The organism is Microbulbifer mixtoriginis (SeqCode) (assembly GCF_052468275.1).
On sequence record NZ_CP174341.1, the window covers coordinates 615,322 to 637,963 of the forward strand.

The 22,642-nt window shown below is 44.6% G+C and carries 25 protein-coding genes; 5 read left to right on the forward strand and 20 right to left on the reverse strand.

All coding sequences use genetic code 11. The features are described 5' to 3' along the window. Nucleotides 1-338: 338 nt before the first annotated feature. The 8 genes from ACJJIC_RS02735 to ACJJIC_RS02770 all read right to left on the reverse strand — a co-directional run bounded on the left by ACJJIC_RS02735 (nucleotide 339) and on the right by ACJJIC_RS02770 (nucleotide 6,929). Nucleotides 339-548: a hypothetical protein gene (locus ACJJIC_RS02735; protein WP_444888955.1), complete on the reverse strand. Its 210-nt coding sequence runs from the start codon at nucleotides 546-548 to the stop codon at nucleotides 339-341. A 98-nt stretch (nucleotides 549-646) separates the two neighbouring features. Further along, nucleotides 647-1,843 (reverse strand): dipeptidase, encoded by a 1,197-nt coding sequence (locus ACJJIC_RS02740; protein ID WP_445356412.1) that lies wholly within the window; start codon nucleotides 1,841-1,843, stop codon nucleotides 647-649. 110 nt (nucleotides 1,844-1,953) lie between these two features. Then, entirely contained in the window at nucleotides 1,954-2,733 is a 780-nt protein-coding gene (locus tag ACJJIC_RS02745; protein WP_445356413.1) for a CPBP family intramembrane glutamic endopeptidase, read from the reverse strand. A gap of 67 nt (nucleotides 2,734-2,800) precedes the next feature. Beyond that, entirely contained in the window at nucleotides 2,801-3,484 is a 684-nt protein-coding gene (locus tag ACJJIC_RS02750) for an SCO family protein (RefSeq protein ID WP_445356414.1), read from the reverse strand. 3 nt (nucleotides 3,485-3,487) lie between these two features. Further along, nucleotides 3,488-4,381: a heme o synthase gene (gene cyoE, locus ACJJIC_RS02755; protein ID WP_445356415.1), complete on the reverse strand. Its 894-nt coding sequence runs from the start codon at nucleotides 4,379-4,381 to the stop codon at nucleotides 3,488-3,490. Nucleotides 4,382-4,424: 43 nt separating this feature from the next. After that, nucleotides 4,425-5,531, reverse strand: a complete 1,107-nt coding sequence (locus ACJJIC_RS02760; protein WP_445356416.1) for a COX15/CtaA family protein — start codon at nucleotides 5,529-5,531, stop codon at nucleotides 4,425-4,427. 11 nt (nucleotides 5,532-5,542) lie between these two features. Then, entirely contained in the window at nucleotides 5,543-6,184 is a 642-nt protein-coding gene (locus ACJJIC_RS02765) for a redox-active disulfide-containing membrane protein (protein WP_445356417.1), read from the reverse strand. 10 nt (nucleotides 6,185-6,194) lie between these two features. Beyond that, nucleotides 6,195-6,929: an SURF1 family protein gene (locus tag ACJJIC_RS02770; protein ID WP_445356418.1), complete on the reverse strand. Its 735-nt coding sequence runs from the start codon at nucleotides 6,927-6,929 to the stop codon at nucleotides 6,195-6,197. Between the two features lie 33 nt (nucleotides 6,930-6,962). On the opposite strand from ACJJIC_RS02770, the gene ACJJIC_RS02775 reads away from it, so the two are divergent. Beyond that, nucleotides 6,963-7,187 (forward strand): DUF2909 domain-containing protein, encoded by a 225-nt coding sequence (locus ACJJIC_RS02775; RefSeq protein ID WP_252086046.1) that lies wholly within the window; start codon nucleotides 6,963-6,965, stop codon nucleotides 7,185-7,187. 53 nt (nucleotides 7,188-7,240) lie between these two features. Here ACJJIC_RS02775 and ACJJIC_RS02780 read toward each other — a convergent pair whose 3' ends face one another. The 4 genes from ACJJIC_RS02780 to coxB are packed head-to-tail and all read right to left on the reverse strand — an operon-like array spanning nucleotide 7,241 to nucleotide 11,439. Then, nucleotides 7,241-8,131, reverse strand: a complete 891-nt coding sequence (locus ACJJIC_RS02780; RefSeq protein ID WP_252084005.1) for a cytochrome c oxidase subunit 3 — start codon at nucleotides 8,129-8,131, stop codon at nucleotides 7,241-7,243. A 5-nt stretch (nucleotides 8,132-8,136) separates the two neighbouring features. Then, the gene (locus tag ACJJIC_RS02785) at nucleotides 8,137-8,706 is read right to left on the reverse strand and encodes a cytochrome c oxidase assembly protein (protein WP_445356419.1); all 570 of its coding nucleotides are present in this window, start codon (nucleotides 8,704-8,706) and stop codon (nucleotides 8,137-8,139) included. Between the two features lie 18 nt (nucleotides 8,707-8,724). Continuing rightward, nucleotides 8,725-10,275: a cytochrome c oxidase subunit I gene (ctaD, locus tag ACJJIC_RS02790; protein ID WP_444883290.1), complete on the reverse strand. Its 1,551-nt coding sequence runs from the start codon at nucleotides 10,273-10,275 to the stop codon at nucleotides 8,725-8,727. 18 nt (nucleotides 10,276-10,293) lie between these two features. Continuing rightward, nucleotides 10,294-11,439, reverse strand: a complete 1,146-nt coding sequence (coxB, locus tag ACJJIC_RS02795; RefSeq protein ID WP_445356420.1) for a cytochrome c oxidase subunit II — start codon at nucleotides 11,437-11,439, stop codon at nucleotides 10,294-10,296. A 740-nt stretch (nucleotides 11,440-12,179) separates the two neighbouring features. Between coxB and ACJJIC_RS02800 the strand changes: the two genes are divergently transcribed. Beyond that, a complete protein-coding gene (locus ACJJIC_RS02800; protein ID WP_444883288.1) occupies nucleotides 12,180-13,520 on the forward strand; it encodes an MATE family efflux transporter in 1,341 nt (446 codons plus the stop codon). A 326-nt stretch (nucleotides 13,521-13,846) separates the two neighbouring features. On the opposite strand, the gene ACJJIC_RS02805 is transcribed toward ACJJIC_RS02800, so the two are convergent. From ACJJIC_RS02805 to ACJJIC_RS02815, 3 genes are read right to left on the reverse strand one after another with little or no spacing between them, the layout of a single operon-like run. Further along, nucleotides 13,847-14,677, reverse strand: a complete 831-nt coding sequence (locus ACJJIC_RS02805) for a hypothetical protein (protein WP_445356421.1) — start codon at nucleotides 14,675-14,677, stop codon at nucleotides 13,847-13,849. Then, nucleotides 14,677-14,952, reverse strand: a complete 276-nt coding sequence (locus ACJJIC_RS02810; RefSeq protein ID WP_444883286.1) for a YheV family putative zinc ribbon protein — start codon at nucleotides 14,950-14,952, stop codon at nucleotides 14,677-14,679. The genes ACJJIC_RS02805 and ACJJIC_RS02810 overlap by 1 nt, the downstream gene beginning before the upstream one ends. 35 nt (nucleotides 14,953-14,987) lie before the next feature. Further along, the gene (locus ACJJIC_RS02815; RefSeq protein ID WP_445356422.1) at nucleotides 14,988-17,036 is read right to left on the reverse strand and encodes a M3 family metallopeptidase; all 2,049 of its coding nucleotides are present in this window, start codon (nucleotides 17,034-17,036) and stop codon (nucleotides 14,988-14,990) included. A gap of 65 nt (nucleotides 17,037-17,101) precedes the next feature. Here ACJJIC_RS02815 and ACJJIC_RS02820 point away from each other — a divergent pair, with 65 nt between their 5' ends. From ACJJIC_RS02820 to ACJJIC_RS02830, 3 genes are all read left to right on the forward strand, one after another. Beyond that, complete coding sequence (locus tag ACJJIC_RS02820) at nucleotides 17,102-17,656, forward strand: gamma carbonic anhydrase family protein (protein WP_444887638.1); 555 nt, start codon at nucleotides 17,102-17,104, stop codon at nucleotides 17,654-17,656. A gap of 25 nt (nucleotides 17,657-17,681) precedes the next feature. Then, nucleotides 17,682-18,596, forward strand: a complete 915-nt coding sequence (locus tag ACJJIC_RS02825) for a LysR family transcriptional regulator (protein ID WP_444883283.1) — start codon at nucleotides 17,682-17,684, stop codon at nucleotides 18,594-18,596. Nucleotides 18,597-18,682: 86 nt separating this feature from the next. Beyond that, nucleotides 18,683-19,201, forward strand: a complete 519-nt coding sequence (locus ACJJIC_RS02830; protein ID WP_445356423.1) for a hypothetical protein — start codon at nucleotides 18,683-18,685, stop codon at nucleotides 19,199-19,201. Nucleotides 19,202-19,254: 53 nt separating this feature from the next. Here ACJJIC_RS02830 and ACJJIC_RS02835 read toward each other — a convergent pair whose 3' ends face one another. From ACJJIC_RS02835 to tsaC, 5 genes are read right to left on the reverse strand one after another with little or no spacing between them, the layout of a single operon-like run. Continuing rightward, nucleotides 19,255-19,665, reverse strand: coding sequence for a hypothetical protein (locus ACJJIC_RS02835; protein ID WP_252083994.1), 411 nt, complete (start codon nucleotides 19,663-19,665; stop codon nucleotides 19,255-19,257). 38 nt (nucleotides 19,666-19,703) lie between these two features. After that, entirely contained in the window at nucleotides 19,704-20,525 is an 822-nt protein-coding gene (gene aroE / locus ACJJIC_RS02840; RefSeq protein ID WP_445356424.1) for a shikimate dehydrogenase, read from the reverse strand. Then, nucleotides 20,522-20,974 carry a DUF6841 family protein gene (locus ACJJIC_RS02845; RefSeq protein WP_444888969.1) on the reverse strand — a complete coding sequence of 151 codons (453 nt, stop codon included), beginning with the start codon at nucleotides 20,972-20,974 and terminating at the stop codon, nucleotides 20,522-20,524. Before ACJJIC_RS02845 ends, aroE begins: the two co-directional genes overlap by 4 nt. 29 nt (nucleotides 20,975-21,003) lie before the next feature. After that, complete coding sequence (hemF, locus tag ACJJIC_RS02850; protein ID WP_444883280.1) at nucleotides 21,004-21,909, reverse strand: oxygen-dependent coproporphyrinogen oxidase; 906 nt, start codon at nucleotides 21,907-21,909, stop codon at nucleotides 21,004-21,006. Between the two features lie 28 nt (nucleotides 21,910-21,937). Continuing rightward, a complete protein-coding gene (gene tsaC, locus ACJJIC_RS02855; RefSeq protein ID WP_444883279.1) occupies nucleotides 21,938-22,504 on the reverse strand; it encodes an L-threonylcarbamoyladenylate synthase type 1 TsaC in 567 nt (188 codons plus the stop codon). Nucleotides 22,505-22,642: the final 138 nt, after the last annotated feature.

Sequence of the window (22,642 nt, forward strand, 5' to 3'; positions counted from 1 at the left end):
TAATAGACTTATTCTTCTTCGATCGATCTCCAACTGGCTCATAACCCGCCTTATGGAATTCATAGATAGTCAGTCCTACCCCTATTAATATACAGATAGATACGCCAATTCCTATTATCAAAATTAATGTATCAGACATAGCCTTTATCTTCTTGCCAGAAGGGCTGATACTTTAAAGTAGATGCCAAAACTTAAAATACTGGGCACCCATAAGGCAGTAAAAATACCCTGTTCCTTATAGCCGTTAAACCATAAGTACCCAGATAAAAAAAATGAGATCAGAACAGCCAATAAAATAAAGAAATCAGATGCCTTCAACATTGATTTAACCGCCAAATTTAATCATAGTCCCAAAACCCTACCGCAGCTAATAACAACCCTGATATTGTAATCATCGCGGGAATACCTATCCCTTGAATCCCAAAATATTGAATCATTGATGGAACAATATTTAGCACACTTGCCAATCCCCAAAGAAAAAATGGCATAGCAATTAAAAGACCAAACCAACCAAGAAAAAGCCTTGCTTTCCTCAGCCGATGAAACATACAAATTAATCTCTTCAAAAGACCTGTGTTCAGGTTCGACAGTAAAATTTATAAAATTGCTAAAAGCATAGCTCACCAACTTGAGGCCAATGTCTAAATCAGTGCCTTTGTGAAGTCGCATACTCTTCATTACTTTGCCAGATTCTCAGTAGATTACCCCCGAGGATCTTTTTGATGTCTTCTTCACTATAACCTCGCTCAAGTAAACCAAAAACAAGGTTTGGATATTCTGAAACGTCTTTCAATCCAACAGGTAAACTGTCACCAACACCATCAAAATCTGAGCCTATTCCAATATGGTCAACACCAACTAAATCGCGAATATGATCAAAGTGATCAAGTACATCACTTAAATCGGCATAGACAAACATATCCTGATGCAATGTTTCTGTATATTTTTCAACTTCCGGACTATGTATATCTAAGTTATTTTCTTTAATATATTTTTTAGTCAGCCGACTAATTGAGTTATAGGAATCTCTAGATTTAGCACTAATAAACGTTGAGCCAAAATTGACCATAATCAACCCTCCCTGCTTTGCAAGCGCAGTTAACATTGCATCACTCATATTGCGCTCAAAACCTGGGGTGAAATGTCTCGCTGAGGAATGTGAGGCGATTACAGGAACTGATGAAATTTCCATTACCTGCCAAAAGGCCTCATCAGAAATATGGGACACGTCAATCATAATACCTAGTGCATTCATCCCTCTCACTAGTTCCTTACCAAACTCACTCAATCCTTTCCACGGCCTTGACTTATCATAGGAAGAATCCGAGATATGATTACTCTTAGAGTGGGTTAGGGTAATATAGCGAACCCCGCGGTTATAAAAATGCCTTAAATTATCTAAGCTTCCGTCAACACCTGCACCATTTTCCATGCCCAGAGCAAGTGAAATTTTACCCTGCTCAACTTGAGCTTTTAATTCTTTTAAAGATTTAGGAATCGCAAATTTTTCGGGATGCATTTCTACCAATGTCTCGATATTAGTAATCAGCTGGTCTGCATAATCCTTAGCAGTTCCATCAATTTCCTTTTCAGCAGGTATGTAGATCGACATAAAAGGAGCGTTTAAACCACCTTTGATGGCCCTATGATAATCAAAGTCTCCACCTTCTACGCTGGAACCAACATCAACATTTTCTTTCGACAACCTATATGGAACATCTATATGACCATCCACTAACATATTTTCCAGTACAAGTTTTTTCGCAAGTGCATGGTGATTTTCAACATTCCACTCATCACAAGCCGACAAGAATATCAAAATAAAAGCCAAGCATTTTTTCATAAGAATCTCCCAATCAAATAGTAAACGTGAATAAGATCTGCGGTAAAAACTTGAACATTATCAGTACGCTTCAACGTATATCTTGGATAGATTATTATCACTTTTCAGTTTTAAGCCGGAAGAGGATAAGGGAGTAATAACATATGAAATACATTGACCGCCCAGTGAGCCATCACACAAAGCCAAAAATTTCTACGTAAATACCAGAGAATTGCATAACAAAAAGAGGCTAAACCAAGTAGAATAACTGCTGAAGTATCTGCAGACCACCCAACATGAAGCATGGTAAAAATAACTGTGACTATTGGAACAGAAAGCCATCGCCACTCAGCAAGGGATTCTTCTAATCCTCTTTGTAACACCCAGCGAAAAAAGCCTTCCTCACTAATACATACGACTAAAAGATTGATAACTGCTGCTATTAATATTGTATTAGATATTTTTACCGAAGGACCATACAAAACCAACCCAATAGTGATTGGAATAGCAATAGTAATTATTAAAAAAAATAAATCGATAGGTCGTACGGTTTGTTTTTGACGAAGCATAAAAGCGAGTAAGCCAATAGCAACTAATGCTTTACCACTATTGAAACTCGCATATATCAAATTCCCTGCACTATCTGAGTAGGGAGTTAAAATTTGAATTCGCTCACTACCAGGAATGATATTAAAGCCGGCCAACAGCATAAGGGCAAGACAAACAAAATATAAAGCCGTACGCCTCCACCCTCGGCATATTTCAAGTGTGGTTAAAGCGATCCAGGTAAGAGGTGCAAGAAAGCCAGCCCAGCCAAAAGGAATAATACATAAGGATAAGATAAGTGGTGCACCCCAAGGGACTTTAGAAACATCCGTTGAGTGAACCTTGTCAAGGCTTTTCAACTGCACTTTACTTCCTTACATCTAAGCATACACAGGTCAAAGAGTAATTTATGAGAATACTCCAATATGTAAATTAACCATTAAAAGTGGCACGAATTGAACGATAGGTTAATTTCATTTTTGCCGGATCCAGTGGGGCTCTAAAGAAAGCATGGTAATGTCCAAGGGGATTTATTAATACAACTTGAGAACCATGATCCATCGTATAATCATTATTTTCTAGAATAACTTTATTAAAAGGAACATTAAGTTGACTAGCAAAACGCTTTATTTCTATGAAATTACCAGTAACACCGAGAAAATCATTATTAAAATATCGAACATAATCATGTAAAATTAGTGGTTTATCTCTGGCAGGATCAACCGAAACTAAAATAACATCGGTATCTGCACGAATATCTTCATCAAGGATTTTATAAAAACTATTGAGACTCGACAGAGTTGTAGGGCAAACATCGGGACAATGGGTAAATCCAAAGAATATGAAAGTCCATTGGCCTTTCATATTTTTTGTTTCAAATGCACTGCCTGTATCAGCGATTAACTGAAAATTATCTAAAATTCTTGCTCGCTGTAATTTCACGGCACCATTTATGCGAAGCTCAGAATCACTTAATATCCTTGGTTGACTTAACTTATGAACAAAGCCAACCAAAACTGCCACAATAAACATCAGTAAAACGGTAATCGTTATACGAACACCACGCTTTTGTCGTTGCATGAATTTAGGCTCAGCCATCTTATGAATATTAGTCATTTTTTACACCCATATTAAATAGTGGTCCAACAACATAATGCAAAATAAAGCCATCAGATAAATAATAGAATACTTAAAGGTTTCAATTCCCGCATTGGGGTCTCGACCCCGTAGCATTACCAAACTCCAATATATAAACCCAAGACCTAGCACCACCGCCCCAAGAAGATATAACCAACCTAACATTGCAGTCGCAAAAGGAAGTAAGCTGACTGCAAATAAAATAAATGTATAAAGTAAAATATGCAGATTTGTGTATGGCACACCGTGAGTAACTGGAAGCATAGGAACTTTTGCTCTGGCGTAATCCTCTTTCCTATGCACTGCTAGTGCCCAAAAGTGCGGAGGTGTCCAGGCAAATATGATCAGTACCAGTAACAGGGCATGTGGATGAATTTCATTAGTTACCGCTGTCCATCCGAGTAGTGGCGGTGCTGCACCAGCGAGTCCGCCAATGACAATATTCTGAGGTGTGGCATGCTTTAAAAACATAGTGTAAATAACAGCGTAACCAATCAGAGATATCAGTGTTAACCAAGCGGTTAATACATTCACAAATACCATTAACACTGCCATACCAAGAATACCCAGCAACAGAGAAAATAGTATGGCCTTGCGTGGCTCAACTCTTCCTCTTGCGACTGGGCGATTGCTAGTACGCGCCATTTTTGTATCAATGTAACGATCAACCAGATGATTAATCGCTGCAGCGCTACCAGCACAAAGGGCAATACCTAAATTACCCAATATTAAAATTTCTAACGGAACCATTCCTGGAACAGCTAACAACATACCAATCAGAGATGTAAGAATCATCAGCATGACTACTCTGGGTTTAGTCAGTTCATAATAATCACGCCAGTTAGTGAAGCTCAATTTAGCAGTTTGTATAGCCATAATATTCTTCTTCTCTAATTCTTCCTTGATAAGACATAGATCATTACAACTCGGCAGCCAATTCTGAATCTTTTATAATTCTATTTTTTTTAGAATTATTTTCTCGTACTTCAATAGAGCCAGCCGAGTAAATACGATAACAGAAAGTTAAAATACCTAATAATAGAAATGCGGCACCGGCATTATGAGCAACAGCAATTGATAGTGGTAAAAACATAATTACATTTGCGACACCCAAACTTACCTGCACCCCTATCAAAGCAATCAATATAAGGGCCCAACGATACTCACCAGCTTTCCAGGAAAAAAATGAAAGGCTAAGGACTAGTCCAGTCACGATTAAAGCGCCGATACGATGAATAAAGTGAATAGCCGTACGTGCATCACTTTCCAAAGCACCACCTAAATAATTTGGCCCAATTTGTTGGAGGATATTAAACCCTTCCTTAAAATCAGCTTTAGGAAGCCACTCTCCATGACACGTGGGGAAGTCTGGACAGGCAAGTGCAGCATAATTTGAACTCGTCCAGCCTCCCAAGGCTATCTGAACAACTACTGCTATAGCAGTCAAAACGGCAAGTGGTAATAAATTATGAAGTTTACGGTAATTTTTAAATTGACCTGATAATTTTTCATATCTCATTCTTTCTACGAGTAACCACAGCATAGATAATGTTGCCATTCCTCCTAGTAAGTGCGCAGTGACAACCTGAGGCCATAACTTCAAGGTGACAGTCCACATACCGAAAGCCGCTTGCAAAGTAATCAGGGCCATCAAAAAATGTATCTGTTTAAAAGTGCGTTGTTTAGGATTACGCCAGGATATGTAAACAAGTGAAGCGACTAATAAAAGCAGGATGCCTGCAAAGTATCTATGCACCATTTCAGGCCAAGTTTTGCTAGTATCTACAGGCGTATCTGGAAATGCATAGTTAGCCGCTTGAATTTCATGATTTTTATCTGGCCAAGTAAGATGGCCGTAACAACCAGGCCAATCGGGGCAGCCCAACCCAGCATCAACAAGCCTAGTAAATGCTCCTAAAGTAACAACAATTATGGCTAAGACACATCCAGCCAATGTTAACTTCAAACGCCAACCAAATTGCTCTTTTATAGGTTGCTTTATTTTCTTTTTTTCTGACGATTCCATGTCACTCTCCATTATTTTTCATAGGAGTACTTCAACAGGCGTTTGATATCTTTCAATAGTTGATTACCACTATGTTGGTTGTCATAGATCATCATTGCGAATCCTTCCTGATCTATTAATATTGCTTTAACATCATCAATTTTTTTATGGTCGGTCAGTTCATGTAGCGTATTTACGCTATTGTCATTCAATCTGAAAATCTTTAGACGAGGATGTTCTAACTGTAGTTTTTCTTTTTTTTCTTCAGTCATGGAATGATGAGTTGCAAGAAGCCTCTCAACTCGGCTGGCTTTCTCACCCAATCGGATATGTACTTGGCGACTGGTATATAATAGTTTTTCACAGTCCTCACCACAGTCTGAAGGACTTATAATGAGATATCTCCACTTTTTGTGTCCCCCCCCAATTAACTGTGTCTCCTCTTCAAGTGAAGATATTTTTAAATCATTAAAATTAATCGGTGGTTGAAGTAACTCACCTTGATTAGTTGTTCCATCAGGTATTCCCACTCCCGTATAAAACACTATATAAGCTGCAACAATCGGTAGAAATACCGATGCTGCAATAGAAAACATCTGTATTTTTTTTGAAGAAGAATTTGTTTTTATTTCTACATTTTCTTGCAGAGTGGAGGACCCTTCTCTTCCTTCCATTATCATACCCCTAATTATTTATTTTATTTACTTTTATAAAATTGGTAGCAGTAAAAAGCCAAAGAAAAAATAAAGCTGTAGCCATAGCAAACCATTGAATCGCATAAGCGATATGTCGATCCACGCTGCTATTTACTAATTGCCAATCAGTTATGAATGCTGATTCTGAGTCAGCACTTAACCTAACGATCCAGTTGTTATTACTGAGCGTCATATTCTGAACAATTTCTTTATTAACAATCTGTATTCTACGATTTATTATTTTTTCTTTAGTCTCTATAGATTTTAAGTTTTCAACCGGGTATAAAAACCCATTGATTTTTATCTTATCTTTAGGGTAATTAACTTCAGGCATTACATCCCGGCTAGCTGAAAATGGAATCCAGCCTCGATTTATTAGCCATCTCTGTTCACCAGATATAAAGACTTGAAGAACCTCATACCCTACCTTTCCAGTGCGAGTTCGATTATCCAATAAGAGATATTCATCAGAATAATTTCCATCTAATTTTACAGGCAGGAATCTTTTTAAATTCGTAACTAAATGTAGATTTTCTGGTTGGGATGACAATCTTGAATTGATTTCTAAATCTATGATTCTCTTATCATCAGCTCTACCGAGCTGCCAAAATCCCAACAACACAAAAACTGGAATAAACCCAAAAGAAAACAGGGTGATCGACCAGTTACGAATCAATGATACACTGGTATTATCTGAAGAAACTGATGGTATCTCTACTGTCATGTGCTACTACATAAAATAATGGAAAATAATTATATGTGGCTCAAAATCGTTATAGTCGTTCTTTTTCTCGCGATACTGGTGAGCCTATCCAGTGCTTTATTTTTTCTACTGCGAGATATGGGTGCTCCCCAGTCTAAACGTACTCTTTATGCTTTAGGTATACGGATTTCTCTTGCCGCACTTCTTCTATTAGCCATCTGGTATGGCTTCGAAAGCGGTATTTTGGCTAATACTGCTCCCTGGACAGATAAATATTAGTTTATATCGCCTCAAGTTAATTCAACCTGAGGCGAATCCTATGTACTTATAAATTATGCACCTAGCACATATACAAAAATAAATAAGCCAACCCAGACAACATCTACAAAATGCCAGTACCAGCTTGCTGCTTCAAAGCCAAAATGATCATTAGGTTTGAAATGATGTGCGATTACAGAACGTAACAACATTATGAGCAGCATTATCGTTCCCAGAGTTACATGAGCTCCATGGAAACCCGTCAACATGAAAAAAGTTGTGCCATAAATCCCTGACTCTAAAGTGAGTCCAAGATGTTGATAGGCTTCATAGTATTCTTGCGCCTGAAGATATAAAAATATGAAACCTAGTAGAACAGTTCCTCCCAACCACAGATTAAATTTCCCACGCTCACCTTTTTTAAGAAACACATGAGCGAAATGTACGGTAACGCTGGAAGATAAAAGAATTATTGTATTCCAAAGAGGTAAATGCCATGGATCAATAACATCTTTAGGTCCTATAAATTGTGCTGTATCGCCATGAGCTGCTGCATCCGGAGTCACATAGAGAGGCCAAGTATTCTCAAACCCCTCCCACAACATGTTGGATATTCCATTATCGCCTTCTCCAGCTAACCAAGGAACAGAGAAATTTCTTATGTAGTATAGGGCCCCAAAAAATGCAGCAAAAAACATAACCTCAGAGAAAATAAACCATCCCATTCCCCAGACATAAGATCTCTTTAACTGTTCACTGTTCAGACCAGCCATATTTTCTCTGATTACCGCTGCAAACCAGAACCATAAGACTGCTGCCAAAGCCAGCGCACCGGTAAAGAAAATATAGGAGCTACCACCATTGATCCAATTCGCAGCACCAAAGGCAATTAAAAACAAACCTATAGTGGCAAATATCGGCAGCTTGGATTGTTCTGGAACATAATAACTGCTTTCACTAGCCATGAATTTTATCCCTCTCGCTCGGGCTCGTTATTTTTTTCGATATTTTTAGAAGTTCTTTCCGTAACATCGAACAGCGTGTAGGAAAGGGTTATGGTATTTACACTGTTAGGAATCTCGGGATCAACGATAAATCGCAATGGTAACTCTGCCTGTTCACCCGCTTTTAAAATTTGCTGATTGAAGCAAAAACATTCAGTTTTGTGAAAGTATTCCGCGGCTTTAAAAGGAACCAAGCTGGGAATGGCCTGACCGATCATATCCCTTCCAGTAGGATTAAAAGCGATAAAAACGGTATCCATAACCTCACCTGGATGGACTTCCACCGACATTACACTGGGAGAAAACTTCCAAGGCATATTGTCGTTATTACTCGCAATAAACTGAACGGTGATAGACCTGCTGGTATCGATAGCAGCAGGGACCGCTTCGTAACGCCCGCCAGTTTTACCATTCAAACCAGTAATCTCGCAAAAAGCATCATAAAGTGGTGGCATCACGAATATGGCGAACACCAGCATGCTGGCGGCAAGCGCCAGCAATTTCGCAGAAACTTTCGTATTTTCGCTAAATTTCATCGGCACAAGAACCAGAAATTAACGAATAACCGGAGGGGTACTAAAGGTGTGATAGGGAGCCGGTGATGGCACCGTCCATTCCAACCCCTCCGGGTTATCCCATACTTTATCAGTGGCTTTTTTACCACCCATGACTGTACGTACCACATTAAAGAGGAATACCACCTGAGCCGCACCGAAAAGAAATGCCCCCATACTGGCCATCTGATTAAAGTCAGCGAATTGTAGTGCGTAGTCTGGAATTCTTCTGGGCATACCCGCCAGACCGACAAAATGCATCGGGAAAAAGGTTAAATTTAATCCGATGAAAGCTAACCAGAAATGCACTTTCCCCATAGTTTCGTTGTACATATTCCCTGTCCACTTAGGCAACCAGTAATAAACCCCTGCCGTAATGGAAAAAATAGCCCCAGGAACCAGTACGTAATGGAAATGGGCAACTACAAAGTAGGTATCATGATACTGGAAATCCGCTGGAGCAATGGCCAACATCAATCCTGAGAATCCGCCAATGGCAAACAGAATAATAAAAGCTATAGCGAACAACATGGGGGTTTCAAATGTCATGGAGCCTCTAAACATGGTAGAAACCCAATTAAAAATTTTCACACCCGTGGGTACTGAAATCAGCATGGTGGCATACATAAAGAACAGCTCGCCGGCTATAGGCATACCCACTGTAAACATATGGTGAGCCCACACAATCATGCTGAGGAATGCAATGGCAGCTGTGGCATAAACCATAGAACTATATCCAAATAGTGGTTTACGCGTAAAAGTGGGAATGATCGCCGAAATAATACCGAAAGCAGGCAAGATCATGATGTATACCTCTGGGTGCCCAAAGAACCAGAAAACATGCTGGAATAGAACTGGGTCACCACCACCTGCAGCACTGAAGAAACTGGTACCAAAGTGGATATCCATCAGCATCATCGTCACTACACCAGCTAGTACTGGCATCACTGCGATTAGAAGATAAGCAGTGATCAACCAGGTCCAGACGAAAAGTGGCATTTTCATTAAAGTCATGCCTGGAGCACGCATATTCAGAATGGTCGCTATGATATTAATGGCTCCCATAATGGAAGATGCACCCAGAATATGAATGGAAAATATAAAAAACGTGACGCTCGGTGGTGCATATTCTGTCGACAAGGGGGCATAGAATGTCCAACCAAAGTTAGGTGCTCCCCCCTCCATAAATAAGGTCGATGCCAACATTGCAAAACCGAAAGGTAAAATCCAAAAGCTCCAATTATTCATCCGTGGTAATGCCATATCCGGAGCGCCGATCATCATCGGTACCATCCAGTTTGCTAGCCCGACAAATGCCGGCATTACCGCCCCAAAGACCATGATTAACCCATGCATGGTCGTCATTTGATTAAAAAATTCTGGCTGTACGATTTGTAGTCCAGGCTCGAAAAGCTCAGCTCGTATAATGAGTGCCATACAGCCACCCAGGAAAAACATTGCAAAGCTGAACCAAAGATACAAAGTACCAATATCTTTGTGATTTGTGGTATATAGCCAGCGTTTCAAGCCAGATTGAGGTCCGTGTGCCATGTTAAAATCCCCTAGCGCTTACTGCTTATTCTTAAAATTAAGGATATCAACGGGCTGAACCGTATCGCCCATTTCATTACCAAAGGCATTGCGTTGATAAGTTATCACTGCGGCTATATCCACCTCAGATAACTGTTCTCCAAATGCTTGCATGGCAGGGTTTACCTGTGATCCATCAATGACTATGTCAAGATGGGTATTCAGGGGACCTGTCGCAATTTTTGATCCGGCAATCGCTGGAAATACGCCGGGAACCCCTTTTCCATTTGGCTGATGACAGGCTGCACACATGCTGTTGTAGACTTTTTCCCCTTGTGCAAAAAGCTCATCAAAAGTAAAAGTTTTTCCCGTGAGCTCGCGCATTTTTACTGCAGAAGCAACTCGCCCATCCAGCCAAGCGTTGTACTCTTCTTGGGGAACAGCTTTTACCACGATCGGCATAAATCCATGATCTTTGCCACAGAGTTCTGCACATTGCCCACGATAAATTCCAGGCTCTTCAATACGTGTCCAGGATTCATTAATGAAACCTGGGATAGCATCTTTTTTTACAGCTAAGTCAGGTACCCACCAAGCATGAATCACATCATTGGCAGTAATTAAGAATCGAATTTTTTTCTTAATAGGAACAACTAAGGGTTCATCAACTTCCAATAGGTAGTTTGGGCTTTTTGTCTGTTCGTTATTAATTTGGCTGCGTGGAGTTGAGAGATTTGAGAAAAAAGTAACATCCGAACCAATGTAGTCGTATTTCCACTTCCACTGATACCCCGTAATCATGATATCTAGATCCGCTTTATCGGTATCATAGATCTCATAGAGGGTTTTGGTCGCAGGAATAGCCATGAGAATCAGAATGACAGTGGGAATTATTGTCCACACCAGCTCCACAGCTGTACTTTCATGAAACTGTGCAGCCTTGTACCCCTTACTCTTACGATGACGCCACATACTGTAAAACATGACACCAAATACAAGAGCACCAATGGCTACACAAATCCAGAAAATCAGCATGTGTAATTCATAGGTCGTTTGGGCAACTTCTGTCACCCCTTTGGGCATATTGACCCCCCAGCGCTCAACAGCCTGCTCTTCCGCCAGTACGGATTGGACAGATAGCGAAGCGGCCAGCAAGGCGAACAGCCGATCAAAGCCTCTCAACATCGCCTACAGATCTCCGTGGTTGCGGGTTTCCTTCGAAAACCCGAATTTTATTTTTGGCCGCCGGCCTTCACGGATAGCTGAAATAGCCCTGTCTATATACTGTTACAGGGTTAAATCCACTCAATAATTTTGGACATACTGTAGCAACACAAGACTACATACACTGGACGAGGTGACATCCCCGCATTACTGCCGTCAGTGCAACTTGTTATTTTAGTAAAAAAATTTTTACTTCAGATGTCGTCGCCCGGAAGGTACAACCAACAACCTGTGTTTCTTTATTTGTCGCAACTACTGCAGGTACAACAGGAACATATTGTCAATGAAAAGTCAATCAGGCCTTATAGCGATAAATTATGCTCAAACCAGCTTCCTGCATAGGAAATTTCAAATAAATTTAATCATTATTTGATGATATAACTCCTATTTTGCAATAAGCTCAAGTTCTGTTGTCCCGGGACGATTAATTTGTATTAAAAAGATTATTTGCGTTGTGCATTCACACAGACTTTCCACTTCAGTACCACTTTATTGCTTGTATAAAATTGCTCTCCTTTAATGCTCCCTTCTGTCCAATCCTGTCTTCAACAATCATCAAATTGAACAATAAGGTATAATCGACAGCTTAGTGACAGATGATTTATATGCCAAAACGATACTAATCCCTCTTAAAATACATCAGACAAAACTCCAAATTGATACGTTTTTTTTCTTACAGTTATTAATCATAAGTAGCCCCTATGAAGTACCTAACAATTGATTCAAGAAGCATGAGTCGGGTTTGGAATCTTGCCTGGCCTATGATTCTTAGTAATATTTCAGTTCCTTTACTTGGGGCAGTAGATACCGCAATTCTCGGTCACCTTTCTTCGGCCGTTTACCTCTCTGGAGTAGCCATTGGCGCAAGTGTTATGACAATGCTGCTTTGGGCCTTCGGTTTTCTTCGCATGGGCACCACTGGTGTCGTTGCACGCAGTCAGGATGGTGGTGTTGAATGGTTGCTAAGAGCAATACTATTGGCAATGGCATTAGGGATACTACTTCAGATTATTACCTATCCTTTGCTGGACAATATTGTTGGTTGGATGAATGCCAGTAGTGCAGCCAGCCCGCATGCAGTGGCTTATTTACAGATTCGTCTGATAAGTGCTCCTCTTGCACTAGTTAACTTTGCCATACTAGGTTTCTTTATAGGCCGACAGGATAGCCGGGCTCCACTATATATTTTGCTAGCAGCAAATATACTCAATATACTTTTGGATTTTCTTTTTATTCTCGGTCTTGGTTTAGGGGCAAAAGGCGCTGCGATAGCCACAGTTTGTGCTGATACTTTCGCCTTATTGATGGGATTGTTTTTACTTAAGCGTGTTAATCCTAAAATTTGGAAAGCATTAAAAAAGTGTCTTCAAACCCCTCAATTTCAGCCATGGATAGAGTGGAAGCCTTGGCTTGAGTTACTGCAAATCAATACAGATTTATTTATTCGAACCTGCTTGCTGTTATTAACATTTACATTCTTTACTGCTCAAGGGGCCGCCCAAGGAGACTCCACCCTTGCAGCCAATGCAATATTATTACAACTATTAATGATGACTTCTTACGCGCTGGATGGCTTTGCCCATGCAACTGAGGCATTAGTAGGTGAATCAATAGGAAAAAAATCAAAAAAACTATTTCAGGAAATAGTTAATGCCGCAGGCATTTGGGCTTTAGGAAGTGCACTCTTTATTACTCTATTGTTGATATTTTGTCAGCCAATAATAATAAAGTTGTTTACAGATCTCTCTAGTGTGATCCAGCAAGTAAATAACGTTTATTGGTGGCTTTGCGCTCTGCCGCTATTAGCCGTATGGAGTTACCAACTTGATGGTGTTTTTATTGGCGCCGGAAAAAGCCGACAAATGCGCAATACTATGTTTATAGCTACTATTCTAATTTTTTTCCCAAGCTGGTGGTTAACTCGAGATTGGGGAAACCATGGCATATGGTTTAGTCTTTTTTTGTGGATTGGCGCACGATCTTTAGGGCTTGTTGCTTACTTTCGATACTACACTGTAACCGACACATGGATTAAGAAATAATTTAATACTTTTATAAATTAAGTTTTAGAGGGTTTCTGGCTTGTAATAAGCTAAATTATTCAGCTGAATAGAGAATAGAGAATAGAGAATAGAGAATAGAGAATAGAGAATAGAGAATAGAGAATAGAGTAGTATGATACTGAATTTATATCGGGGATGATGTACAAAAATTGATTAGATTGAAAACCATTAGAAATCAATGTCTAAAAATTTTTCCGAAGTTTTGTTGATCTATGAAACTCATGGTTTCAGGAAATAAAAACAATAATCTCAGGATGACAAATATTGAGCGGGAACAATAATGTATTAATGCCCGCTCACAATTTTTAAAATCCCGAAGCTCTTATCTGCTTACTGACCAAAATCTGAGTGTAGTTGGAAAAGAACTCACTTTCTCCTTGTAAAATAGCTCGATTCAAAATATCAATTTTGCTTCTTAGAGAGCCATCATAAAAATAAAGACTGCCACTACGCACAGTGTAAGCTTTCGGATTTTCGGCCATCAACTTATAAAAGGTTGATAATCTTTCAAGATATACATTGACATTATTAAGTGAAAAATTTCCTTTCTGATAATAGTCCAGAACTTCTGTATTTATTTGTTTTTGAATAAATTCTTTTTCTTCATCAGAAAATCTATAAACTTTCATCTGAGTACTTATATCACTGCGTAAATCTTTCAAATATCTATCCGCTGCCTGTGCTGACTCTCTCAGTGCACCAATAGTTTTCTTACGTTTTCTCAGTGACTTTCTACTTTTAAACGTAGCAGCATCTGACATTTCAAATGAAGCGAGGTCGGCTAGCGGTCTGAAAATAGTAATATGTTGTAAATTGCTATTTCTTGTTAATTTATTACAGATATCGACAGCATACTCCCATTTCTTAAAGGATTTACCCTCTAAGATCTTTTCCGGTAGTCCTTCGACACTCTCATCAAGTGATCGCTGCTGTTGCAGAACAAAGCCTGGATTCTTGTGCCAATCATTTGCCTGTAAACGAAATAGGCTGAGAAGTCCTTGGTTGACGCAACTGGCCAATAGATGTGAGGTCTGCTCCAGTTGCTGTTTCTGAATTTTTCGATAATGATTTAGGCCGTACAAGCCAGCAATAATTGCAATGGCAAGCACGGCTATAACTACAATTGCCTTTTTCACTACTTATTTTTTTTGGTAGGTTGAATAAATTTTACCGGTTCTTCACTCGCCTCTTTTCTCTGCCCAGTACTAACCCGGGTTAATAGCTCAGAAGGCGCGGACTGCAGGCGTATTTCATCTTTAAATCCGCAGGAAACACACTCACGAAAATTTTTTCCATCCTCCTGGTAATTGACTATACGATCCATCTCGCTACAGCGTGGGCAAACAGCGCCAGCAATAAATCGTTTTTTGGATTTTTTGGAATGCCCACCGGAATTTTCCTGATCGACCATAGTTACTGCTCAACATGCATGACTTAACGGCCTTTTCAGGCCGGGCTGATATTTAATTCAAGCTGCTCAATACCTGAGTGACGCAATAGTGCATCAACATCGGGTCTTCTACCTCGGAATTCTACAAACAGGTCTAAAGCATCCCGGCTGCCACCCTGTTCGAGGATAGAATGCAAAAAACTCTCGCCAGTAGCACTGTCAAAAATACCCTTTTCTTCAAATAGTGAAAATGCGTCTGCTGAGAGTACCTCTGCCCACTTATAGCTGTAATATCCTGCAGCGTAGCCACCGGCAAAAATATGGCTAAAACCATGCTGGAAGCGATTTTCCTTAGCCACGGGAACTACAGCCACCTCGGTGCGTACCTCTGACATTAGCTGCTGAATTTTCTGCGTATCCATCACTTCTTCACTGGCGTGAAGTCGAAAATCAAAAATTGCAAACTCCAGTTGTCGCACAGTGAACATAGCGGACTGGAAATTCTTTGCCGCAAGCATTTTTTCTAGTAATTCTGCAGGCAACGGCTCTCCAGTTTGGTAATGAGAAGAGATCATGGCGATCGCCTCAGGTTGCCAACACCAATTTTCCAGGAACTGGCTAGGCATTTCTACCGCATCCCAGGCCACACCATTGATACCCGAAACCGCCGCTATAGCAATTTGCGTTAGCATGTGATGCAGGCCATGGCCAAACTCGTGAAACAAGGTAGTGACTTCGTAATGTGTTAGCAGAGAGGGCATATCTCCCGCTGCGGGGCTAAAGTTACACACCAAATAAGCGATGGGCAGCTGCAAGCCCTCTTCACCTTGGCGACGTGTGGCAACAGTATCCATCCAGGCACCCCCACGCTTTTTCTCTCGCGCGAAGGCATCCAGATAAAAACCCGCAATACGTTCACCATTGCGATAAAGCCAGAAAAACTGTACATCTTTATGCCAGGTTTCCACTGAAGTGTCTTCCTGAACAGCAACTCCAAAGAGCTTTTCCACTACGGCGAATAAACCTTCCAGAACCTTGGCATAAGGGAAGTAAGGGCGCAGCTCTTCCTGGCTAATGGCATAACGCTGCTGCTTGAGTTTTTCCGCAACCCAAGCAATATCCCAAGGTTGAAGCTCTTCTAACTTATACTCTTCGCTGGCAAATACGCGTAATTCAGCCATTTCCCGCTCAGCTGCGGGCTTGGCTCTCTTCGCCAGGTCATTGAGAAACTCCAATACGCCTTCGCAATCTGGCGCCATTTTACTAGCCAGAGACAACTCGGCGTAATTAGCCATTCCCAATAGCTGGGCCTGCTCTGCGCGAAGTGCCAAGATAGATTCCATCACTTCTGAATTGTCGAACTCTCCAGCGTTGGGCCCAACCTCAGAGGCACGGCTCACAAATGCGGTATGCACCAACCGGCGCAACTCTCGGTTCTCCGCATGAGTCATTACCGCCAAATAGCTCGGACCCTCTAGGGTGATCAACCAACCACTTTTGCCTTTTGTGTTTGCTGCACTTTTCGCCGCCGCTATAGCGGTTTCCGGCAAGCCAGTTAAATCTGCCTCATCTTCCGTATGCCAGGTCCAGGCATTGGTAGCATCCAAAACATTGTTGGCGAACTGGCTGGAAAGTTCAGCCAGGCGCTTGCTATTGCCTGCAAAGCGCTCCCGAGCTTCACCCTCCAGGCCGACCCCGCTTAATTCGAAATCCCGTAAACCCAACTCTACAGATTTCTTTTGCGGCTGCGGCCAGCTCACAAATTCCGGCGAGGCCGCCAGCTGTTGATACACCTCGTACAATTCGCGGTTTTGCCCCTGCTCAGTCCAATAGGCAGTTACCTGAGCAAGCGCCGCTTCATAGGGCGCTCGCCATTCACCACTCAGTACACTGTTGAGATGACTGATCGGAGAGAAGGCCCGGTTGAGTTGATCCTGAACCTGTTCAAGTGGCTGCAAGGTGCTCTCCCAGCCAGGGTTCTCTAAGCCTCTTTGTAACTGCCCTTGGCAGTCTCCGATGAGTTTTGCAATTGCAGGCTCAACCTGCTCGGGCTGCAGCTGGGTGAACGGTGGCAGTAGAGGGATATTCAACAATGGATTGGACATACGGGACCCTGTGCTCGAAATAGGATACAGCTATGATAGAGGATTCATTGTACAGGAGCCTCTTTATGTCCCCACTGCGCAGCCACAACGATTCTGCGAGCGAGAAATCCCCGCAACTTGGCCATCGTGTTTTTGTTGACCCACAGTCAGCTGTGATTGGCGATGTCACGCTGGGTGATGATTGCTCCGTATGGCCCATGGCGGTGGTGCGCGGGGATATGCATCGGATTCAGATAGGTGCCCGCACCAGTGTCCAAGACGGTGCAGTATTACATATCACCCATGCGGGGCCGTTTAATCCCGAGGGGTGGCCCCTGACAATCGGCGAAGACGTCACAATTGGCCACAAGGCCTGTCTGCATGGCTGTAGCATCGGCAACCGGATTTTGATCGGTATCGGCGCCATAGTACTCGACGGTGCGGTTATAGAAGACGAGGTCGTTTTAGCAGCCGGCGCGTTGGTACCACCAGGAAAAACCCTGGAGAGCGGTTATCTCTATGTGGGTTCCCCCTGCCGCAAAGCCCGCCCGTTATCCGACAAGGAAAAGGCGTTTTTTAGCTACTCTGCGCAAAATTATGTGAATCTGAAGGATCAATATCTCCGCCAGGATATTGAATAACTCATCGCCGGACGATTCGACACTCATGCTCAATCTGAATACTGATCAATTGCATACTTTTGTACGCGCCTGCGAGCTGGACTCTTTCTCCGCTGTTGCCCGCGAACAGGGGCGTGCTCAATCCTCGGTAAGTGCCTGTATTCAGAATCTTGAGCTGGACCTGGGACTCGCCCTTTTCGACCGTAGCGGAAAATTCCCACACCCCACAGCTGCGGCCATGGCCCTATTGCCGCTTGCCCGCCAAGCGCTGGGGCAGCTGCAGCGTTTTCAGCAGGCCGCGGACTCCTACCAGCGCGGCGAGGAACCCGTGCTGCGTATCCTGTTTGAGGAGTTGGTGATGCCCGATCGCCTCAACGATGTACTGGCAAGCTTCAGCCAGCGTTTTGCCCACACCCAGCTGCAACTGCGCAGTTCCAGTCATCATCAGGCAGTGCAAAGTATCGCCAAAGGCGAAGCCGATTTTGCGTTTGTGACAAGCGGTGGCAGCTACCCGGGCGCACTAGAGTTCAACACACTCGGACGCCAACAAATTCTCTGCCTGGCCACACCGGACCATCCACTGGCGCATCAGCAGCCTAGCTCTCTGCGTGAGGCCGCGCGCCACCGGCAAATAATCGCAGCCATGGAGGAGGGCCAACAACGCTGGCAGCTCTCGTCGCAGGTCTGGGTCTGCGACTCCCTGCTACAGGCCCTGGATCTGGCCTGCAAAGGCATAGGCTGGGTCAACGCGCCCTATGAGTTGGCTCGCCCTTTCCTCAAAAGTGGAAAACTGGTGGAGCTGAAACTCACCAGCGCACTGAGCGCCTGGAGCCTGGATGTCGACCTGCTGTGGTCGGCAAAAACAGCTCAAGGCAAAGCCGGCCTTTGGTTCGCCCGGGAAGCTCGGCGTCTGTACGGTAATTATTACAGCCCACCTATCGATAAGTCCGATGGTTATTAATTTTTATCTAACATCAATACCGATAAAACTTGGCAGCGGGACCGAGGAGGTCCGACTTTCTATCACCGGCAATAGGAGCCATAGAGATGACAGAACAGCAGCAGCTGCAAGAAATGGATGCCTTCTCCAAGAAATATCGCTACGACATGGAGTATCTAAAAGAGTTTTTACGCTCGTCTCCAGAGGGCTTTGAAAAATTTGTACAGTTCCAGCCCCTGTCGATGCACCGGGAATTCTTACCGCTGGAGGTTTTTTGGGTGAGCAAACTGGCCGCCATGCAGGTGGCGGACTGCGGTGCCTGCCTGCAATTGAATGTGCGCATGGCGTTGGAAGCTAATGTCGCTCCGCAACTGGTAAAGGCCTGCATTCAGGGCGGCAGTAATTTACCGGAGCATCTCAAGGATATTTTTGACTTTGCCACCGCGCTGGCCAGTTACAAAAATATTGATCCACTGTTGGACCAGCGTATCTCTGAGCAGCTGGATAAAAAACAGCGAATCGAGCTGGGCGTCAGCGTCGCCACCGCCTCTGTATATCCCACCATCAAGAGAGCTATGGGCCACACCCAGAGCTGTAGCCTTATCGAAATTGAGTTTGAGGCCTGATCGGAGCAGCCGCCGCAGTCACTTGCGGCGGCGCCTAACTGGCCTCAGTTACTTTACTTACCCTGTAGTCGCAGCAGCGCGGATGCGGCAATACCGCCAATAGCACAGGCGAGAACGATCACTAGCGGAGTCATAGTTCCCAGCACAAAAGCGCCATAGTCATAGCCACGCTGGGGCAGGAGGTAGAACAGCAAGAAAGCGGCAGGTAGCAGTGATAATAAAGCACCGCGCAATAGCCAAGCATTGCGCCAGGGGAGCAAGAACAACAGACCGCAGAGCCCGCCCCAAACGATACGCTGGTATAGATAAGCGTTACTGAGGTGCGGTGCCAAGTCTACCCCCAACCAGCGGGTAAACCCGTAGCTGCCCATAGCCCATAGACCCAGGGCATAACAAAGGCCGCCGAAACAACCCACCGCAAAGCACATAGAAAGATTACGCAACCACTCGCGCACAGCCAGCATCCTCTTAATTTTTGTTGTTATAACTTCAGCCGCATTAATCAGGCTGTTAGTGTTCGCCGCAACTGCGCCAGCACCGGCTCAACACGGGGCTTCACCCCGCGCCATAAATAGAAGGCTTCCGCGGCCTGTCCCACCAGCATGCCGAGACCATCAGCTGCTTCAACCCCCAGTTCACGGGCCCAGTGTACAAAAGGCGTCGGCTTTGCACCGTAGACCATGTCATAGGCCCGACCAGTACTTGTAAAAAGGTGTTCAGGCAGGGGGGGCAACTGGTTACCCAGGCTCGCCGAACTGGCATTGATAACCAGATCAAAACCTCCACACAGCTGATCCAGTCCGCCTGCAGTCATAGCCCCATAGTGGGAAAACTCATCTGCCAACTGACAGGCTTTAGCGGAGGTGCGGTTAGCGATATGTAGCTGCGAGGGATGCTCAGCCAGCAGCGGCAATAGGGCTCCGCGGGCGGCGCCACCGGCCCCCAGAAGTAACACCCGCTTATCCTGAATTGTCCAACCCAGATTGTTGCGGATATCTGAAACCAAGCCGGCGCCATCGGTATTGTCGCCCAGCAGATTTCCACTCTCTCCGTATACCAGGGTGTTCACCGCACCGGCAGCGGCCGCGCGCTCGGTAAGCGCATCAGCCAGCTCGCAAGCTTCAAGCTTAAATGGCACTGTCACATTGAGGCCGCGCCCACCCTCGGCAAAAAAGGTTTGTGCCGACTCAGTAAAACGATCGAGAGGGGCAAGTAGCTTTTCGTATACCAGGTCCTCACCGGCCTGGGCGGCAAAGGCGGTGTGAATTTGTGGAGACAGGGAGTGGTCGACGGGATTGCCTACCACTGCATAGCGGTCACTCACGACTGGGCCCTCTTGCGCGCCCTGACCGCCTCGCGGATCTTGGCACTTTCATCGACGAGTACTAAAGCGTCGACTTTAAGGCCCTGCTCGGTATCAGTGAGCAGGTAACGTGTGTGTGAACTGTAGAGTTCGAGGGTCTTATCGTCTTCTTCTCTGTGATGTAACAGGGTCCAGCGTACACTGGCCAAGCTGCTGTAATCATTCAATTCGATGATTTCAGTGACAGTGCCGAGTATCTGGCATACCTCCAGGCGCTTATAAGCGTTGAGCAGCTTCTCAACCTGCTGCACGAAGGCGCCGCGATCTACCGCCAGTTTGTTGCCATCTTCACGGTAATAATGCAGAGGAAAACGGTAATAGTCCGCTATCTGTTCCGCATCCCCGGTCTCAAAGTGACGCCTGTAATCCAAAAATAGCGAGTTGATGGCTTCCAATCGCGTTTGTTGCACAGCGAACCTCCGTAGTGCGTGACCTGGGGTTATACCCAGTCCCTATGCGGCAGAAAATCCGTGTAGAGTTTTTCCTCCGCCGAACCTGCTTCTGGGTGCCAGTCGTATTTCCAACTCACCAGCGAGGGCAATGACATAAGGATAGATTCGGTGCGCCCACCGCTCTGCAGGCCAAACAAGGTGCCGCGATCGAATACCAGGTTAAATTCCACATAACGGCCGCGGCGGTAAAGCTGGAAATCCCGCTCGCGTTCGCCGTAAGACGTATCCTTGCGCTTTTGAATAATGGGCAGATAAGCATCCAAATAACTATCACCCACGGCGCGAGTTAGGGCAAAGGCGTTTTCAAAACCACCTTCGTTAAAATCATCGAAGAAAAGGCCGCCTACTCCGCGGGCCTCATCGCGATGCTTCAGGTAAAAATACTTGTCACACCACTGCTTGAAGCGCGGATAGATCTCTTCACCAAAGGGCGCACAGGCGCTCTTTGCAGTATTGTGCCAATGCACCACATCCTCTTCGAAACCGTAGTAAGGAGTGAGGTCATAGCCCCCACCAAACCACCAGATCGGCTCGGCGCCAGGCTTTTTGGCCACGAACAGGCGCACGTTGGCATGACTTGTGGGTACATAGGGGTTGCGCGGGTGGATCACCAAAGAAACCCCCATCGCTTCGAAAGAGCAGCCAGCCAACTCTGGGCGGCTGGCCGTGGCAGAGGGCGGCAGGCCGTCACCATAGACGTGCGAGAAATTGACCCCACCTTTCTCGATTAAATTTCCCTCTTCCAACACCCGGGTTCTACCGCCCCCGCCGCCGGGCCTCTCCCAGGCGTCTTCGTGAAACTCCAGGCCGTCCTCGCTACCCAGCGCGCTGCAGATTCGATCCTGTAGATCCAGCAGGTAGCCCTTTACTTCCTTGGTATCAATATCACTCATTGGGAAACACTAACTCGTTTTAAAGAATTCATCCGCCCGCACGCAACTGCTCTCCGCTGAGCAGGTCGCGAATCTCACTAGGGGAATTTCGGCCCCCGGTGGAACCACCGCCGACAAAGTCGAGGGCATCACCAAAATAGCGAAGTACCTGGTACTTGTGCCGGGCAGGTTGACACCCCGCCGGATTGGCAGAAGTGGATACGATAGCACCGCCAAAAGCCCTTGTTAACGCAGCGGTGAAAGAGTGGTCGGTGTGACGCAGGGCCACTGCGGGATGGGCGCCACAGACCCAATAGGGTATGCGGTCGCGATGGGGCACCAGCCAGGTCACGGGTCCGGGCCAGGTTTCCCGCATCTTTTCGCGCTGCTCAGCGCTGAGTGGGTCGAGCAGCTGACTAAAACTTTCCTCCTCACCGGAAACCAGGATCAGACCCTTTTCCAGTGGGCGGTTCTTCAGTCGCAGCAGGCGCCTTACGGCCTGCAGATTATTTGGATCACAGGCGAGGCCCCACACGGACTCGGTAGGGTGCGCGATAACACCACCCGCCGCAAGAGCACGGGCAGCCTTCTGTACAGCAAGCGGAGAGTACCTCATGACAGTATCGCTGCTACTTCGCTTCGCACTGCTGGATGTCTAACTTCTCCAGTACACCGAAGGCGGCTTTCATAACTGGCAGATCGGGGCTGGCCCCCAACAGGATCGCTACAAAAGGCTTGCTCATTTCAACTCTCT

Excerpts from the sequence above, each read along its gene's own strand:
- ACJJIC_RS02735 (WP_444888955.1), bottom strand. The coding sequence starts at position 548 with ATGTTTCATCGGCTGAGGAAAGCAAGGCTTTTTCTTGGTTGGTTTGGT.
- ACJJIC_RS02740 (WP_445356412.1), bottom strand. The coding sequence starts at position 1,843 with ATGAAAAAATGCTTGGCTTTTATTTTGATATTCTTGTCGGCTTGTGAT.
- ACJJIC_RS02750 (WP_445356414.1), bottom strand. The coding sequence starts at position 3,484 with ATGACTAATATTCATAAGATGGCTGAGCCTAAATTCATGCAACGACAA.
- cyoE (WP_445356415.1), bottom strand. The coding sequence starts at position 4,381 with ATGGCTATACAAACTGCTAAATTGAGCTTCACTAACTGGCGTGATTAT.
- ACJJIC_RS02760 (WP_445356416.1), bottom strand. The coding sequence starts at position 5,531 with ATGGAATCGTCAGAAAAAAAGAAAATAAAGCAACCTATAAAAGAGCAA.
- ACJJIC_RS02765 (WP_445356417.1), bottom strand. The coding sequence starts at position 6,184 with ATGGAAGGAAGAGAAGGGTCCTCCACTCTGCAAGAAAATGTAGAAATA.
- ACJJIC_RS02770 (WP_445356418.1), bottom strand. The coding sequence starts at position 6,929 with ATGACAGTAGAGATACCATCAGTTTCTTCAGATAATACCAGTGTATCA.
- ACJJIC_RS02775 (WP_252086046.1), top strand. The coding sequence starts at position 6,963 with ATGTGGCTCAAAATCGTTATAGTCGTTCTTTTTCTCGCGATACTGGTG.
- ACJJIC_RS02780 (WP_252084005.1), bottom strand. The coding sequence starts at position 8,131 with ATGGCTAGTGAAAGCAGTTATTATGTTCCAGAACAATCCAAGCTGCCG.
- ACJJIC_RS02785 (WP_445356419.1), bottom strand. The coding sequence starts at position 8,706 with ATGAAATTTAGCGAAAATACGAAAGTTTCTGCGAAATTGCTGGCGCTT.
- ctaD (WP_444883290.1), bottom strand. The coding sequence starts at position 10,275 with ATGGCACACGGACCTCAATCTGGCTTGAAACGCTGGCTATATACCACA.
- coxB (WP_445356420.1), bottom strand. The coding sequence starts at position 11,439 with ATGTTGAGAGGCTTTGATCGGCTGTTCGCCTTGCTGGCCGCTTCGCTA.
- ACJJIC_RS02800 (WP_444883288.1), top strand. The coding sequence starts at position 12,180 with ATGAAGTACCTAACAATTGATTCAAGAAGCATGAGTCGGGTTTGGAAT.
- ACJJIC_RS02810 (WP_444883286.1), bottom strand. The coding sequence starts at position 14,952 with ATGGTCGATCAGGAAAATTCCGGTGGGCATTCCAAAAAATCCAAAAAA.
- ACJJIC_RS02815 (WP_445356422.1), bottom strand. The coding sequence starts at position 17,036 with ATGTCCAATCCATTGTTGAATATCCCTCTACTGCCACCGTTCACCCAG.
- ACJJIC_RS02820 (WP_444887638.1), top strand. The coding sequence starts at position 17,102 with ATGTCCCCACTGCGCAGCCACAACGATTCTGCGAGCGAGAAATCCCCG.
- ACJJIC_RS02825 (WP_444883283.1), top strand. The coding sequence starts at position 17,682 with ATGCTCAATCTGAATACTGATCAATTGCATACTTTTGTACGCGCCTGC.
- ACJJIC_RS02830 (WP_445356423.1), top strand. The coding sequence starts at position 18,683 with ATGACAGAACAGCAGCAGCTGCAAGAAATGGATGCCTTCTCCAAGAAA.
- ACJJIC_RS02835 (WP_252083994.1), bottom strand. The coding sequence starts at position 19,665 with ATGCTGGCTGTGCGCGAGTGGTTGCGTAATCTTTCTATGTGCTTTGCG.
- hemF (WP_444883280.1), bottom strand. The coding sequence starts at position 21,909 with ATGAGTGATATTGATACCAAGGAAGTAAAGGGCTACCTGCTGGATCTA.
- tsaC (WP_444883279.1), bottom strand. The coding sequence starts at position 22,504 with ATGAGGTACTCTCCGCTTGCTGTACAGAAGGCTGCCCGTGCTCTTGCG.